The following is a 16,680-nucleotide window of genomic DNA, read 5'->3' on the forward strand; positions in this document are numbered from 1 at the left end:
ATAGAAAACTATGATAAGTAAAAAGATATATATTTTACTATTGGCATTTTGCATCCCAATATATATAAAAGCACAACAAACACCTGCTCCAAAACAAACAAAATCGGTTTTAATACTAAATGCTACGGCACATTTAGGTAATGGAACTGTGATAGAAAATAGTGCCATCGGGTTTAAAGATGGTAAAATAACGTTGGTAGCCGATTCTAAAACAATCAGACTAGCCGCTAATGCTTATGACACTACAATTGATGCAACTGGAAAGCATGTATATCCGGGATTTATTGCTCCAAACTCGACATTGGGACTTGTAGAAATTGATGCGGTACAATCATCTGATGATCAAGAAGAAATTGGAAATTTCAATCCTAATGTAAGAAGTATTATTGCCTATAATGCCGACTCTAAAGTTATTGAAACTGTTCGCCCAAACGGAATTTTGATTGCACAAGTGACTCCACGCGGCGGTAGAATTTCGGGAACCTCATCTATAGTACAATTAGATGCCTGGAGCTGGCAAGATGCTTTGATAAAAGAAAATGATGGAATTCATCTTAATTTCCCTTCCAATTTTAAAAGAACCGGTTCCTGGTTTGAGCCAGGACCTATTGAAGCCAACAAAGATTACGCAAAACAAATTGAAGAGATCAATGCTTTTTTAATAAATTCCAAGGCCTATTTAGGAGCGCCTCCGAAAGAAAGAAATTTAATTTTCGAATCGACAAAAGGACTTTTTGATGGAACTCAAACTTTATTTATTCATGCTAATGAAGAAAAACAAATCATTGATGCCATACAAATAGCTCGTGATAACGAAATAAAAAAGGTAGTTATTGTAGGTGGTTATGAAGCTTATAAAACTGCCGATTTATTACAAAAAAACAATATCGGAGTATTATTAAAACGAGTACATGATATGCCACAAAGCGATGACCAAGATGTTAATTTGCCTTATAAAATGGCAAAAATATTAACCGATAAAGGTATTGTTGTAGGTCTTGAAAACAGTGGAGAAATGGAACGTATGAGCACAAGAAACTTACCATTCTTAGCTGGAACCTGTGCTGCTTTTGGACTGGATAAAGAACAAGCATTGCAGTTAATAACATCCAATACTGCCAAATTATTAAGCATAGATGAGCTTTGTGGAACATTAGAAACAGGAAAAGATGCTACTTTATTTATTTCCGAAGGTGATGCATTGGACATGAGAACCAATAAACTAACCAATGCTTTTGTACAAGGAAGAATGATTAATCTGGAAACACATCAAACGAAACTAAATAAAAAATATAAAGAGAAATACAATCAGAAATAACCTCTTTATAAAATTTTCATAAATTACTTTTATAGTAATTTAAAACAATAATATCAAACTAAAAGGATCTAAATGAACAATTCATTTAGATCCTTTTTTTTAACAAAATACTTCCTTATAGAATACTTGAAACCTAGATTGGATATTTTTTTTATCATGTCATAAAACAAAACTGACAATTTTAATTTAAACTAAAACATCAAACTTAATCTTAAACAAAGCTCAGATCAAAAAAAATCGATTTTAAAACTTATTTTAATAACTACCATCAAAATAATAGGGGTCAAAATGAAAATTTAACAAAAATCAAACACTAAGTGTCATTTTTTATAGGGGTATTAAATGTTTTTATACTTTTATCGAAATTTAAAACTAAATAACTATGCGAAAAATTATTTTAAGTGTGATTCTTATCACAATTTTGGTATTAACCTTTCTCTCTAATTTTATCTTAACCGACAATCCAATTCCAGCAGAAGCTGTAAAGTTTGATACTGGAGATACTGCCTGGATGATTGTTGCAACTGCATTTGTATTACTAATGACTCCGGGATTAGGTTTTTTCTACGGAGGAATGGTTGGTAAGAAAAATGTAATTAGTACAATGCTTCAAAGTTTCATGGCAATGGTAATTGTAACTATTTTATGGGTAGTTATAGCCTTTGGGTTGGCCTTTGGTCCTACAATAGGAGGAATTATAGGAAATCCAACTTCTAATTTATTTTTTCAAGGCGTAGGTACAAATACTGCATGGAGTCTCGCCCCTACTATTCCGTTTATGCTATTTGCATTATTTCAGGCAAAATTTGCAATTATAACTCCTGCATTAATAACAGGTGCTTTTGCAGAACGTGTTCGTTTTTGGGCTTATTTATTGTTTATGGTTTTATTTATATTAGTTATATATGCACCATTGGCACACATGACATGGCATCCAGAAGGTATTTTCTTTAAAATGGGAGTACTTGATTTTGCCGGAGGAACAGTTGTTCACATGAGCGCAGGCTGGGCAGCATTGGCAGGAGCAATCTTTTTAGGAAAAAGAAAAGTTCAAAAAGTAAATCCTGCTCGTATTACTTATGTACTATTAGGAACTGCTTTATTATGGTTCGGATGGTTTGGATTTAATGCAGGATCTGCATTAGGAGCCAATGGTTTAGCTGTTCAGGCTTTAGGAACAACTACAGTTGCTGCTGCTGCTGCTGCAATGGCATGGGTATTCCTTGATAAAATTTTAGGCCATAAATTATCGGCGCTTGGAGCTTGTATTGGAGCAGTTGTAGGACTTGTTGCCATTACTCCTGCTGCTGGTTTCGTAAGCATCCCTCATGCAATCTTTATTGGAGCTTTTGCTGCTATTGTAAGTAATCTTGTAGTAAGCAAGTTCCCTAAAGGAAAAATCGATGATGCTCTTGATGTTTTCGCCTGTCACGGTGTTGGTGGTATGGTAGGAATGTTACTAACTGGCGTTTTTGCTTCAAAAGCTATCAATCCAGGTGTGGGAGATAATCAAGGACTTATCTTTGGAACCTCAACATTATTTACAAACCAATTAATTGCAATGATTGTAGTATCAATCTTTGCCTTCGTAGGATCATACATTCTTTTCTTTATTGTTAACAAAATAACTCCACTAAGGGTTACTGAAGAAAAAGAAGAATTAGGATTAGATATTTCTCAACACGGAGAATTTTTATAAAAACGAAACATCAAGTTCATAAAAAAAGCACCTTAAAACATAATTTTAAGGTGCTTTTTTTTATAACAATTCGCGTAAAATAACTATTTTCAAAACCTTTATAAAAGAAAACAAATAAACCAGACTACCAACTATCAGAAAAAAAATAATGATGAAAGCTTTAATTTTTCTACTCCAAAGCGGCATTCCTTTTGTTCCCCATTTTTCTTTTAGTGTCTTTATATTATCCTTATGTGCCCGATAATATAAAAAAGCAGCCAATGCAAATGCTCCACTAATTATTAAATTAAAAAAATCAAGAAACTTCATTTAATTATTTAAACTTTGAGATTCCTTCTTTTAACCAATGTAAGTATTCATCTGTGCCAACATAGCTAATTGTAGGTTTAGAAACATTTAAATTCTTACCTTCTAAGTCTGTTAAAACATACAACGGTTGTGTATTGGTTTTATATTTAGAAATCATAAAATCGGTCCATTTATCACCAACTGTAATAATTTTATCTCCAGCAGCTGTTACATATTGCTTATCGGCAGGTAATTCACGCTTATCATCAACATATAAAGAAATCAGTACAATATCATTTTTTAAGATTGGCAATATTTTCTCATCCGACCAAACATTGTTTTCCATCTTTCTACAATTCACACAAGCATAACCCGTGAAATCTAACATAATCGGTTTATTGATTGATTTAGCAAAAGCCAATCCATCTTCATAATCGTGAAAAACCATAATTCCGTGAGGCCCTAATTCAGCCCCATCAGGTAATCCTTTTTCTAAACCAGCACTTGAATTACTTGACCCTCCTACTCCAAATGGACTTTCGCTATATTGTGGTGGTGGTGGGAAAGCACTAATTAATTTTAATGGCGCTCCCCAAAGTCCAGGAATCAAATACACAGTAAAAACTAAAGTAAGCAATCCTAAATACAATCGACCTACCGAAATATGCTGCAAAGGACTATCGTGAGGCAATGAAATTTTGCCGAATAAATATAATGTCAAAGCTCCAAAAATCGCAATCCAGATCGCTATGAAAACTTCTCTTTCCAGTAAGTGCAATTGTAGAACCAAATCTGCATTTGATAAAAATTTGAATGCCAAAGCCAATTCCAGGAATCCTAAAACAACTTTTACGGTATTTAACCATCCACCCGATTTTGGCAATGAATTTAACCATCCCGGGAACATTGCAAATAGCATAAACGGTAAGGCTAGAGCCAATGAAAAACCCAGCATTCCAATAACAGGAGCAATTCCTCCATTTGAAGCCGCTTCTACTAATAAGGTTCCTACGATTGGACCAGTACATGAAAATGATACAATTGCCAAAGCCAAAGCCATGAATAATATTCCAATTATCCCACCTCTATCTGCTTGTTGATCTGCTTTATTTGCCCACGAATTTGGTAACATAATCTCAAATGCTCCTAAAAATGAAGTCGCAAAAATGATTAATATAACAAAGAAGATTAAATTAAACCAAACATCTGTGGATAGAGCATTCAAGGCATCTGCACCAAATATTTTGGTCACTATAAGACCTAATATCACATAAATTGCAATAATCGAAAACCCATATATAATAGCATTTCTAATTCCTTTTGCTCTGCTCTTACTTTGTTTCGTAAAGAAACTAACCGTCATAGGAATCATTGGGAATACACATGGCGTAAGCAATGCTGCAAAACCAGATAAAAATGCAATAAAAAATATAGACCACAAGCTTCTTTGCGGAGTTGAATCTGGCATATCGGAAGTAGGTGAAACTACGTCTGCAGGATTTTTTGCAACTTCCATATCCTTCGTTCCTACCATACTTTTTGTAGTATCAACAGCCAAAGCATCTACAGGATCAGTTACAACCTCATCTGCCTTAACAATAGCAGCGGCTGCAGCATCTGCATCCATTTTAAAATTAGCAGGAAGCGCAATAGAAAACTTCTTATTTAAGTTAATACAAACCTCTTTACAAACCTGAAAATCAAATTCAACTTCAATTGTTTTTACAGCAGGATTTGTAATTGTAATCTCTTGCTCGATATGTGCTTTACCTTCAAAAAAAGTTTCATTAACTCCAAAAACATCATTAAAAGCTGTTCTGGTTTTTCCTTCTTTGGCTTTACCTACCAAGTTATAATTTCCTTTTTGATTTTTAAAAGCAATTTCTAATGCAAGCGGACCTCCTTCTGGAGTAAACTGCGAATATAAATGCCAGTCTTTCTCAATTGTTCCATCAAAAATCAATACAAAATTGTTTCCAGATTTCTTTTCTATTTTAGAAGTCCATTTTACTGGTTCTAGTATTTGTGCATTCCCTTTCGCGAAAGCAAATAAGAAAAATAATAAAAATAAAATCGTATTATTCCAGATTTTTTTTGATCGTAAGGCGTGTAACTGATTAGTTGATTTCATTATTGTAATTCTATTTTAAGTATATTTTCTGTAGTATTTTCTATTTTAAAACGCTCATCTTGTCTGATTCCTACAACCCAAACAATTTGATTATCCGAACACAAAATCCATGTGTTTTCTTTATCTATCAATGATAATTTTTCATCTTTAAAAAGTTTACTTACTTTTTTAGACTTCCCATTCATACCAAATGGAAGAAAAACATCACCCTCATTCCACTTTCGCAAAAGCAAAGGAAATTTTATTTTATCGGCGTCGACAAATATAGCTTTATTTGAAGGTATGGAAATGTCCGTTACTTTACAAATAGCCATTTTTAAGGGAAAATTAACTTCTTGATCGTTAATTTCTATATAAAATTCTTCTTGCTGAACTTCAGGAATTGGGCTTAAAATTAATGTTATTCTATCTTTTATCAATCGGTATTCTGATGAAAAAATTTGTTTGCCCGATTGGCTTTCAACCAATTCGTAAATATCATCCCAAGCCGAAAATTCATATTCTTTAAGCCATTGATATAAATACGACTTATAATTTGTTAATCGTTTTAACTGATTTAAATCAAAATGAATTTCATCCCCAATCTCCTTCGCAACTTGCTGATACACCATAATCGAAGCATCTTCGACCATAATTTGCGCTTCTTGCAAAAACTCTTGTGTCTTCTGGAAAGCAGCAAGAAAATTAGGGTTTATTTCTTTTAAAACCGGAACTAAATCATGGCGAATTTTATTCCGCAAATATTTATTAGATGCATTACTGCTGTCCTCCCGCCATTCGATAGCATTATCTTGGGCATATTGTTTTATTTCTTCTCTTGAAAATGGTAAAAGCGGACGAATAAGCATATCATTTTGCTCTGGAATTCCAATTAACCCTTCTAATCCTGTACCTCGACTTAAATTAATTATAAACGTTTCCAGATTATCATCGGCATGATGTGCCGTTAAAATATAGTCATAGCCTTTTGTCTCCAAAAGCTCATAAAACCAATTATATCGCAATTCTCGTGCTGCAACCTGAGTCGAAAGTTTATAATCTTTGGCGAAAGCTTCGGTATCAAACTGCGTAATAAAAAAGGGACGTTTTAAACTATCTGCAGCAGCACTAACAAAGTCCTGATCTCCAAAACTCTCCAATCCACGTAATTGAAAATTACAATGTACTATAGCAAAATCATAATCCAGCTGCCCAAACAAATGAACCATAACCATACTGTCCAAACCTCCGCTTGTTGCCAGTAACAGTTTCTTTTTTTCTAAAAAAGGAAAAGTTCGAATAATATGATTTTTAAACTTCTGAAGCATGTTTTAATTTACGTCTTTTATGATGGTTTGGTTTTATAAAGTAACGGGATAAAAATACAAAAATAGATCCGTTAATTACTGCAGTACTTCCTGCATTGCTTTTGCTTTGAGCAAACACTCTTCGTATTCCTTTTCGGGAACAGATTGTGTTGTAATAGCACTACCTACTGAAAACGAAATATATTCTTTTTCCTGATTGTATAAAATACTTCGGATAACAACATTAAAGTCAAAATCTCCATCGGGTGTAAAATAACCTACCGCACCACTATACAAGCCGCGTTTGGTTTCTTCCAGTTGATCAATGATTTTCATTACCGAAATCTTTGGCGCACCCGTCATGCTTCCCATAGGAAATGTTGTTTTTAAAACATCGATTGGCGAATATTGAGAATCTAGTCTTGAAGTAATCGTTGAAATCATTTGATGCACTTGCAAAAAAGAATAAATTTTGCACAATTCTACCACCTCTACCGAACCTTTTTGCGCTGTATGTGATAAATCATTTCGAACCAAATCGGTAATCATGATATTTTCGGCACGTTCTTTTGGGTCTGCTTCCAACTGATTTTTGGAGTTCTCATCTTCAATCTTATCTACAAACCGTTTCGAAGTTCCTTTAATTGGCTGCGAAATGATCTGATCTCCTACTTTACGAATATATCTTTCTGGCGAAGCCGATAGTAAAAATTGTTTGTGATTTTTAAAAAAAACTGTCAATGGAGCTTGAGAAATTTCATTAAGTTTCTCAAATTTTCCCAGAGGGTTTATAGTTGCGTCTTCTGCATAAAATTCCATGCAAAAATTGGCTTCATAAATATCTCCACGATGAATATGTTCCAAAACAGTATTAATTTTCGAAATATAATCTTGTTTTGAGATTCGTTGCTTAATGAGAAGATTCGATTGACTTTCGTCTTTTGATTTTTTACTTTCTACAATTTCTTCATAATCTCCTTCGACCTCATCATCACACATCAATAAATATTGAATTTCGAGCTGATTTCCCTTTAGTAAAAATATTTTTTTTGGCTGGAAGAAAAATAAATCTGGAAATTCTAATCCATCAAAATTAGTAGATTGTAATTCTTCGATACCATTTTTTAAATCATAGGTAAGATAACCAAAAAGCCAATCTTTGGTCGTTTGTTGGTATTGTTTTAAATCCTCGAATGCATTATAAAAATCGGTTTTTATCGATGTAAAAGCGTCCACTGCAAGCATACAGTCGAAACTTGAATATTCTTGCGGATACAAATTACTATCCATAAAAGTGACTTCCCGAAATTGTTGTGCCCAAACTAAAAGTTGTTGTTTAAAGGCTGCAGGATTTGAAATATACTTGTGAATTGAAACTCTCAAAAAATTATTTTTTTTATCCGTCAAAATTACGACAAAAAAATTCCTTCGATAAAGTAATCTCAAAAAATATTGGCACGCTTTTTATTACACCACTTTATAACCATTTTATAAAATTGATACGATTATTGAGACAAAACTACTTTTACCCTTTAAAAAAAAATCCCCTATTAAGTAATCCATTTATTAATCTATAATTACATCAATTTCCTATGAAAACAATTGCAAAACTTGGCATGACTACAGTAGTAATCATCGCATTATTATTTTCCTGCAAAAAAGCAGATGCATCCAGAGAAGACTCCTTCTCTGATTCATCCAAAAACACAACCGATATTATTTCATCATCGGCAGCTGTCGAAAAGAAAGATACTAACCATAAATTTATTCGAACCGCCGATATTAAATTTAAGGTTAAAAATGTGGCAAAATCAACTTATGCAATTGAAAACGCAACAGTAAAATTTGGAGGTTTTGTTACTTACACCAATTTACAAAGTACAATTCATAATGAAATACAAACCAAAATAAGTCAGGATAGTACTTTGCAAACTACTAAATACTCTGTAATAAATAACATTATAATTCGTGTTCCCAATACGCAACTTGATACAGTTATAAAAACAATCGCTAAACAAATTGATTTCCTGGATTACCGCGTTATCAAAGCCGACGATGTTTCGTTAAAACTCCTGTCCAACCAACTTGCACAGAATAGAAGCGTAGAAAATCATAAACGAATTGAAAATGCTATTGATACTAAAGGCAAGAAAATAAATGATGTAATGAATGCCGAGAATACTCTTGCAGCACAAAAAGAACAAAATGATTCCAACAAAATCGAGAATATAGCATTAAAAGATCAAATTAATTTCAGCACTATTACATTAGAATTATATCAAAACCAATCTTTAAAACAAGAAGTAGTTGCGAGCAACAAAGACAATAACACCTACAAACCCAATATTGGCATCGAGATTATAGACGCTTTAAAAAGCGGTTGGTACATCCTACAAGGAATAATTGTCTTTTTCTTAAATCTTTGGCCATTTATTTTGATCGGTACCGGAGGATTTTTCCTTTATAGAAAATATGTTAAAAATCAGTCCAAATTATAAGAAACGATGTATTTATTTATAGCGTAAAAATCATTATATTTGATATAGCACTAAACAAATCCCAGAACACCCAAGAATAGTTTATATAATTCATAATAAATTAATAATTAATCTCGTTTTTTAATTATTCCAAAGAAGATTATTTTATATCAGAAATTGTAAATTTTTAACCTATAAAAATCATCTATATCATGAAAATCGCCACTATTATTATCCGAACATTAATTGGTCTTCTACTGCTTTTTGCTTCTATCAGCTTTTTTTTCCATCTAATGCCGGCAGAACCTGCGGCCAACGATAATTTTAAAGCCTTTAATTCGGGACTTGTAGCTTCAACTTATATAATGCCATTGGCAAAATCAATAGAATTGATTTGTGGAATTGCCTTTGTAACCGGTCGCTTTGTATCATTGGCTAATATTTTAATTCTTCCGATTACTATAAACATATTGTTCATTAATTATTTTATGTCTCCGGAGCACTTACCTATTGCAGCCTTATTGTTTTTAGGAAATCTATTTTTAATCTACAGATATTGGGATAATTACAAAACAGTTTTTACAGCGTAATACATACATTACTTTAGATGCACTGCGGTGCGTCTCTACAGAAAAACAAATAACCCGACAATTAATTATTAATTGTCGGGTTATTATTTTAATATACGTTGCTATATGCACTGCAGTGCATATACATACCTACAACGTTTTTATACGTGTAATGCTCTGTTATCTGTTGCAGCCAAAGCAGCTTCTTTTATTGCTTCTGCAAATGTTGGATGTGCATGACTCATTCTAGAAATATCTTCGGCAGATGCTTTAAATTCCATTGCTGTTACAGCTTCTGCGATTAAATCGGCAGTACGCGCTCCAATCATGTGTACACCAAGAACCTCATCAGTTTTAGCGTCAGCAAGAATTTTTACGAATCCGTCTAAATCTCCACTTGCTCTTGCACGTCCTAATGCTTTAAAAGGAAAACTTCCTACTTTGTACTCTACTCCCGAAGCTTTTAATTGCTCTTCTGTTTGTCCTACAGCAGCAACTTCTGGCCAAGTATAAACTACACCCGGAATTAAGTTATAATCGATATGTGGTTTTTGTCCAGCCAAGATTTCAGCAACCATTGTTCCTTCTTCTTCTGCTTTGTGAGCTAACATTGCTCCACGAACTACATCTCCAATTGCATAGATATTAGGAACATTTGTTTGTAAATGGTCATTTACTTCAACTTGTCCTCTGTCTGAGATTTTTACTCCAGCTTTATCAGCATTTAATCCGTCTGTGTATGGACGACGCCCTACAGAAACTAATGAATAATCTCCTTCTAAAGTGATTGTTTCTCCTTTTGCATTTTCAGCTTGAACTACAACAGCATCGCCGTTTCTTTCTACTGATTTTACTTTATGAGAAACGTAGAATTTCATTCCTTGTTTTTTCAATACTTTAGTTAATTCTTTAGATAAAGAACTATCCATTCCAGGAATAATTCTGTCCATGAATTCTACTACAGAAACTTGTGCTCCTAAACGTAAATATACCTGTCCTAATTCGATACCAATAACTCCACCTCCAATAATAACAAGGTGTTTTGGAACTTCTTTCAATGCTAATGCTTCTGTAGAAGTAATGATTCTTTCTTTATCAATTTTGATAAAAGGCAAAGACGAAGGTTTAGAACCTGTTGCAATAACTGTGTATTTAGCTTCGATAGTTTCAGATGTTCCATCTTCTTTTGCAATTGCTATATGTGTAGCATCTACAAATGAACCTAATCCATTAAAAACAGTGATTTTATTTTTATCCATTAAATAATTAATCCCACCAACAGTCTGGTCTACAACCGCTTGTTTGCGAGCAATCATTTTCTCTAAATTGATTTTTACATCTCCTGAAACTTCAATTCCGTGATCTGCAAAATGTTTGATTTCTGCATAATGGTGTGAAGATGACAATAATGCTTTTGAAGGAATACATCCTACATTTAAGCATGTTCCTCCAAGTGAATTGTACTTTTCGATTATAGCTGTTTTGAAACCTAATTGTGCGCAACGAATTGCCGAAACATATCCGCCGGGACCTGAACCTATAATGACTACGTCAAATGAACTCATAGTATTTTGATTTTTTATTTTTTAGCGATACAAAATTAAGGAATTAAGTTTTGTTTGAAGTTTAAAGTTTGAGTTTTTTCTCAGGATTTCTGGAAGTATGGAAAACTTATTGTAATGAATACATAAAAATGTTAAATTTTCTATCAGTTTTAGCAGAAAACGCAGATTGTTGATTTAAGATTGTTGATTTGAAAAATCTCTCGTAAAGACGCGAAGACGCAAAGTGTAGAGTAAATACTTCTTAATCTTCTTTTTTTTTAATTTTGTTACCCTGAGACGGAGTCGAAGGATTACACATTATTAAACCTATTACTTGTAGAGACGACGCATGTTTTACACACAACCCGAAGTCTTTGAACTTTTGCTCCTAAGAAAAAGCTATTTCGCAAAGTTTCACAAAAAAAGCCACAAAGAATCACAACGTTTTTATCTCACGCAGATTCGAAAGATTTTAGCTGATTTTATCACACGAACGTTGTCCTCCTGAGCAGAGTCGAAGGGCGGAGCGGGGTTTCGACTAAATTTATCATGAGCAAAGTCGAAAAACTGTACGGGACTTCGACTCCGCTCAGCCTGACAAGATTGTGGTGTTTCTCGCTAAGACGCAGAGTAAAGCCTTTCAACCTTTGTCGCTCTGAACCTTTGAACCTTTAAGAAAACCTTTTGTAACTAAAAAAAAAAACATAAACCTCATAATATCAGAACCTTAGCCCCTTCAAAAGAAACCGTTGAACCTTTGTCACTCTGAAGCTTTGTACCTTCAAGAAAACCTCAAAAAGAAATCACCGTTGTATTCTTCACCTCACTAATCATAAAAGTACTTTGCGTACTACCTATATGTTGTAGTGTTGTGAGTTTGGTAACAAGAAATTCTCTGTACGCTTCCATGTCTCTTACCAGAACTTTCAGGATATAATCATAATCTCCACTTACATGATGACACTCTAAGACTTCTTTTAAGAGAATTACTTCGCTTTCGAATTTGGTTAAAAATTCTTTGGTATGTTGAATGAGTTTGAGATGGCAAAAAACTACAAACGCCTTTTCTATTTTGGCTTTATCGATTAAGGCTACATATTTATGAATAATCCCTTCTCGTTCGAGTTTTTTAATTCGCTCATAAACTGCCGTTACCGAAAGGTTTAATTTTAGAGATAGTTCTTTGGTTGTTTTTTTACTATCTGTTTGTAGTAACAATAATAATTTTTTATCGGTAGAATCTAATATCATAGTAGGTAGGTTTAGATTGGGTGAAAAATAATCTGTTAAAATCTTATTTAAAAATAAAATTAGACAATAAATCTATACAAACCAACTATAATAGTTTAATAAACTGAATATATTACTTCTAATTGATTCTTATTCTTATTTGTTATTATTTTGGATATGATTTATGGTGTACTCGGGTTTCATAGCCTCGATAGTAGCGGCATCCTTTTTCTTGATATCCTGACGGAGGAAGGGTTTCAAGAAAAAGATATAGCGGATAGCGGGAATAGCTTCTTAAATACAGATAAAAACTAAAGCTATTTTTTTTTTAATTTACTGATTATTAATTAATTACATTGTTTTAACTAGATTAAATGTATCTTTATATATGTTTAAACCTACACAAAACATACTAGTTATAAATTACAAAGAAAAACTGCTCACAAGTTTTTATTATTTCAATTCCCTAAATCTATTATTTAAAACTTAAAACAAAAACCTATGGAAAATTTCAGCCCAGCAAACTGTATTCAGGATTTACAATACTTCGGAGAATTTGGAGGTGTAAATCCATCGATTTCTGATTCTTCGACGTATACTTTTCTTTCGGCAAAAACAATGTTTGACACTTTTGAAGGAAATATGGAAGGCTGTTATTTGTATTCCCGCCATTCGTCGCCTAGTAATTTATACTTAGACCAAGCTCTTGCAGCTATGGAGGGTACGGAAACGGCAAATGTTTCGGCTTCGGGAATGGGGGCGATTACGCCTACGCTAATGCAATTATGCAGTGCTGGTGACCATATTGTTTCGAGTCGTACTATATATGGCGGAACATATGCTTTCTTAAAGAATTTCATTCCTAGATTGGGGGTTAAAACAACTTTTGTAAATATTACAAAACTTGATGTGGTGGAAGCTGCAATTACTCCGGAAACTAAGGTTATATACTGCGAAACGGTAAGTAATCCTTTACTCGAGGTTGCGGATATTAGAGGTTTAGCGCTCCTTGCAAAAAAATACAACCTAAAATTGGTTGTTGATAATACGTTCTCACCTTTATCGGTTTCGCCTGCAAAATTGGGTGCTGATATCGTGATTCATAGTTTGACAAAATACATTAACGGAAGTAGTGATACAATTGGTGGTGTAACTTGTGCCTCTAAAGAATTCATAAACAGCTTAAAAAATGTAAATAGTGGTGCAAGTATGCTTTTGGGCCCTACGATGGATAGTTTGCGCTCGGCTAGTGTGATGAAAAACCTGAGAACCTTACACATTCGTATTAAACAACACAGTCATAATGCGCATGTTCTAGCAGATAAATTTGAAGCAGCTGGTCTTAAAACCGTTTACCCTGGTTTAAAAAGTCATCCTAGCCATGAGTTATACAAAACGATGATTAATCCTGAATATGGTTTTGGTGGAATGCTTACAATAGACGTTGGTTCCCTGGCTAAAGCCAATGAATTAATGGAGTTGATGCAAGCGAGAAACTTGGGATATTTGGCGGTAAGTTTAGGTTTTTACAAAACCTTATTTAGCGCTCCGGGAACCTCAACTTCTAGTGAAATTCCGCTAGAGGAACAAGCCGAAATGGGTTTAACCGATGGTTTAATCCGATTCTCAATAGGATTGGACAATGACATCGAGAGAACTTATCAGATGATGAAAGCCTGCATGGTCGAGCTTGGGGTTTTATAAAAACGAAACAATTCTTTATAAATAAATTTGCTTAATTTTTAATTTTTGTTTGAATCCGCTGGAGAAATTCTCTAAGCGGATTTTTTTTGCTTTACAATTAGACTTCTTAGATTGTTAGACTGTCTTAGATTTTTAGACTGACTTAGAATACTAGACTTCTTATATTTTGAAATCTTGCTACTTTTTACTGAAACTGGAAACTGAAACTGGAACTAAAAATAAAAATCCGTTCTGAATAAGTTTCAGAACGGATTTTTATTTTAGATTTTGAAATCTAGTTAGCCACGATTTGCTCAAACAGAAAACTGAGACTGTAACTAAATACAGAGACTATAAATTCGCTATATTAAGCTTACTATTTTTTCGGCTAAAGCCAAAGTAAATACAAAGACCTATAAGTAACCAAATTGTAAAGTAAATCCAGTTCCAAACGCTTAATTCTGCCATCATATACAAGCAACAAATTAAACCTAATAATGGAATCAGAGATAAATTTTGTCTGAAAGCCCAAACGGTTAATCCAACCAATACGATTAAGAAAATCCACATTGGGATTTTATGCTTGAATAAGCTTAAACCACTTTCGTATTTAATAGAATCTGCAACAGGCAAACCTGCAATTACGCTTGCATATTTGGCTTCATCTTTTTGGTATTGTTTTAATATTTCTTCTAAATCCGGTTTTTCGGTTGTAGCATTTTTAGGATCAATGCTTACTAAATAATCGTATACTTTTTTAGTATGATTTTTATCTAAAGATGTAATAATATCTGCCGATTGATTAATTTGAGTCTCATTGTTAATAAAACTCATTGTTGCTTTCTTGTTGTATCCAAAAGAAAATACCAACCCGATGATTAATAAAACAGGCATTATGAATTTTGAATTTATATACGGCGTTTTAAATTTCCCTCTTGGAATATTTGGTTTATTTTGTAAAACTAAAACTCCTGCACAAACCAATACAAATGCAAACAGAGTTCCGATACTACATAAATCGGTAACCATTGTAAGATTCAAAAACAAAGCAGGAACTGCCACCACAAAACCAGTTACAATAGTAGCATAAGATGGTGTTTTATATTTAGGATGTACCTTAGAGAAACGCTTTGGTAATAATCCATCGCGACTCATACTCATCCAGATACGTGGTTGCCCCATCTGGAAAACCAATAAAACACTTGCCATAGCCACTACAGCACTTACTGCTATAATTCCCGACATCCATTTTAAATCTAATTTATTGAATACAAAAGCAAGAGGATCTCCAACATTAAGTTGATTATAACTCACCATTCCGGTAAGTACCAATGCAATTGCAATGTATAAAACGGTACAAATAATAATTGCCCACATCATCCCTCGCGGTAAATCACGTTGTGGGTCTTTACATTCTTCGGCAGTTGTAGATATTGCATCAAAACCTATATAGGCAAAGAATACTGCCGACACTCCTTTAAGAACTCCCGTAACACCATTTGGTGCAAAAGGATCCCAATTGGCAGTATCTACGTAAAAAACACCAACAGCAATTACCAATAGTACGACACATAATTTTACAACAACCATGATATTACTCGCATTACGAGATTCTTTCATTCCGCGATAAATCAATGCGGTAATTAAGATAATAATCAATAAAGCAGGAAGATCGGCAACAAAATGGAATGAACCAATTAAAGGTGATGTTGTCCATGCTGTATATGCCGATTGTAAGGCTGGTTCTAGATTTTCGAATGATTTTCCGCCATGCATTAATGCTGTAGCGTCTTTAAATCCGTTCGAAGCCGTTAGATAATCCATTTGTACCCATTCCGGCAAATGAATTCCTCCGCTGGCAAGCAGTCCCGTAAAATAATCACTCCACGATATGGCGACAGTTATATTCCCGACCGAGTATTCCATTATTAATGCCCAACCAATGACCCAGGCTATTATTTCGCCAAAAGCAACATAAGAATAGGTATAAGCACTTCCCGAAACTGGAACCATCGAAGCAAATTCGGCATAAGCAAAAGCAGCAAAACTACACGCTATGGCTGTAAAAAGGAATAAGAAAATAACTGCTGGTCCACCATCGGCACTAGCTTTACCGATAGTACTAAAAATACCGGCACCTACTATCGCAGCAATTCCAAAAGCGGTTAAATCACGTGCTGTTAAATGTTTTCCTAAGGCATCATGACCATCAGCATTATTTTTTTCGACTTGACTTAAAATATCCTGAACAGTTTTTTTTCGAAATAGACTTGAAAATGACATATATGTATTTGCTATTAATAATTAATTTCTTTCGAACTTTTTGCTTTTATTTTACAAATAATGCAAAAATTATCGTGATTTCAAATATATAAAACGAATTTGTTTTGTAACGCATTTGATTGACTTTTTATTAATACCCTATATAATAAAAAAAACAACCTCTTAAAATTTA

General features: G+C 33.6%; 11 protein-coding genes. 5 read left to right on the forward strand and 6 right to left on the reverse strand.

Features of this window, described 5'->3' with window-relative positions; translation table 11 throughout:
* Positions 1 to 10 precede the first annotated feature (10 nt).
* Together OIU83_RS01055 and OIU83_RS01060 are read left to right on the forward strand one after the other, a co-directional pair.
* On the forward strand, positions 11 to 1,318 hold the full coding sequence (locus OIU83_RS01055; RefSeq protein WP_264204427.1) for an amidohydrolase family protein: 1,308 nt from the start codon (positions 11 to 13) through the stop codon (positions 1,316 to 1,318).
* Positions 1,319 to 1,700: 382 nt separating this feature from the next.
* The gene (locus tag OIU83_RS01060) at positions 1,701 to 3,017 is read left to right on the forward strand and encodes an ammonium transporter (RefSeq protein WP_264204428.1); all 1,317 of its coding nucleotides are present in this window, start codon (positions 1,701 to 1,703) and stop codon (positions 3,015 to 3,017) included.
* 313 nt (positions 3,018 to 3,330) lie between these two features.
* Here the strand turns inward: OIU83_RS01060 and OIU83_RS01065 are convergent, their stop codons facing one another.
* From OIU83_RS01065 to OIU83_RS01075, 3 genes are all read right to left on the reverse strand, one after another.
* A complete protein-coding gene (locus OIU83_RS01065; protein WP_264204429.1) occupies positions 3,331 to 5,436 on the reverse strand; it encodes a protein-disulfide reductase DsbD family protein in 2,106 nt (701 codons plus the stop codon).
* A complete protein-coding gene (gene tilS, locus OIU83_RS01070; RefSeq protein ID WP_264204430.1) occupies positions 5,436 to 6,743 on the reverse strand; it encodes a tRNA lysidine(34) synthetase TilS in 1,308 nt (435 codons plus the stop codon). Before tilS ends, OIU83_RS01065 begins: the two co-directional genes overlap by 1 nt.
* A 75-nt stretch (positions 6,744 to 6,818) precedes the next feature.
* Complete coding sequence (locus OIU83_RS01075) at positions 6,819 to 8,105, reverse strand: anthranilate synthase component I family protein (protein WP_264204431.1); 1,287 nt, start codon at positions 8,103 to 8,105, stop codon at positions 6,819 to 6,821.
* Between the two features lie 209 nt (positions 8,106 to 8,314).
* Here OIU83_RS01075 and OIU83_RS01080 point away from each other — a divergent pair, with 209 nt between their 5' ends.
* Positions 8,315 to 9,220: a DUF4349 domain-containing protein gene (locus OIU83_RS01080; RefSeq protein ID WP_264204432.1), complete on the forward strand. Its 906-nt coding sequence runs from the start codon at positions 8,315 to 8,317 to the stop codon at positions 9,218 to 9,220.
* A 191-nt stretch (positions 9,221 to 9,411) separates the two neighbouring features.
* Positions 9,412 to 9,789, forward strand: a complete 378-nt coding sequence (locus tag OIU83_RS01085) for a DoxX family protein (protein WP_264204433.1) — start codon at positions 9,412 to 9,414, stop codon at positions 9,787 to 9,789.
* A gap of 140 nt (positions 9,790 to 9,929) precedes the next feature.
* On the opposite strand, the gene lpdA is transcribed toward OIU83_RS01085, so the two are convergent.
* Complete coding sequence (lpdA, locus tag OIU83_RS01090) at positions 9,930 to 11,333, reverse strand: dihydrolipoyl dehydrogenase (protein WP_264204434.1); 1,404 nt, start codon at positions 11,331 to 11,333, stop codon at positions 9,930 to 9,932.
* Between the two features lie 771 nt (positions 11,334 to 12,104).
* On the reverse strand, positions 12,105 to 12,563 hold the full coding sequence (locus OIU83_RS01095; RefSeq protein WP_264204435.1) for an Lrp/AsnC family transcriptional regulator: 459 nt from the start codon (positions 12,561 to 12,563) through the stop codon (positions 12,105 to 12,107).
* Positions 12,564 to 13,043: 480 nt separating this feature from the next.
* Here OIU83_RS01095 and OIU83_RS01100 point away from each other — a divergent pair, with 480 nt between their 5' ends.
* Entirely contained in the window at positions 13,044 to 14,246 is a 1,203-nt protein-coding gene (locus tag OIU83_RS01100) for an aminotransferase class I/II-fold pyridoxal phosphate-dependent enzyme (RefSeq protein ID WP_264204436.1), read from the forward strand.
* A gap of 330 nt (positions 14,247 to 14,576) precedes the next feature.
* On the opposite strand, the gene OIU83_RS01105 is transcribed toward OIU83_RS01100, so the two are convergent.
* The gene (locus tag OIU83_RS01105) at positions 14,577 to 16,508 is read right to left on the reverse strand and encodes an amino acid permease (RefSeq protein ID WP_264204437.1); all 1,932 of its coding nucleotides are present in this window, start codon (positions 16,506 to 16,508) and stop codon (positions 14,577 to 14,579) included.
* Between the last annotated feature and the right edge of the window lie 172 nt (positions 16,509 to 16,680).

Origin of the sequence: Flavobacterium shii (assembly GCF_025847235.1) — a bacterium.
Lineage (GTDB): Bacteria > Bacteroidota > Bacteroidia > Flavobacteriales > Flavobacteriaceae > Flavobacterium > Flavobacterium shii.

Bases quoted from the DNA above. Each gene is read 5' to 3' on its own strand.
- OIU83_RS01055 (WP_264204427.1), top strand. From the start codon at position 11: ATGATAAGTAAAAAGATATATATTTTACTATTGGCATTTTGCATCCCA.
- OIU83_RS01060 (WP_264204428.1), top strand. From the start codon at position 1,701: ATGCGAAAAATTATTTTAAGTGTGATTCTTATCACAATTTTGGTATTA.
- OIU83_RS01065 (WP_264204429.1), bottom strand. From the start codon at position 5,436: ATGAAATCAACTAATCAGTTACACGCCTTACGATCAAAAAAAATCTGG.
- tilS (WP_264204430.1), bottom strand. From the start codon at position 6,743: ATGCTTCAGAAGTTTAAAAATCATATTATTCGAACTTTTCCTTTTTTA.
- OIU83_RS01080 (WP_264204432.1), top strand. From the start codon at position 8,315: ATGAAAACAATTGCAAAACTTGGCATGACTACAGTAGTAATCATCGCA.
- OIU83_RS01085 (WP_264204433.1), top strand. From the start codon at position 9,412: ATGAAAATCGCCACTATTATTATCCGAACATTAATTGGTCTTCTACTG.
- lpdA (WP_264204434.1), bottom strand. From the start codon at position 11,333: ATGAGTTCATTTGACGTAGTCATTATAGGTTCAGGTCCCGGCGGATAT.
- OIU83_RS01095 (WP_264204435.1), bottom strand. From the start codon at position 12,563: ATGATATTAGATTCTACCGATAAAAAATTATTATTGTTACTACAAACA.
- OIU83_RS01100 (WP_264204436.1), top strand. From the start codon at position 13,044: ATGGAAAATTTCAGCCCAGCAAACTGTATTCAGGATTTACAATACTTC.
- OIU83_RS01105 (WP_264204437.1), bottom strand. From the start codon at position 16,508: ATGTCATTTTCAAGTCTATTTCGAAAAAAAACTGTTCAGGATATTTTA.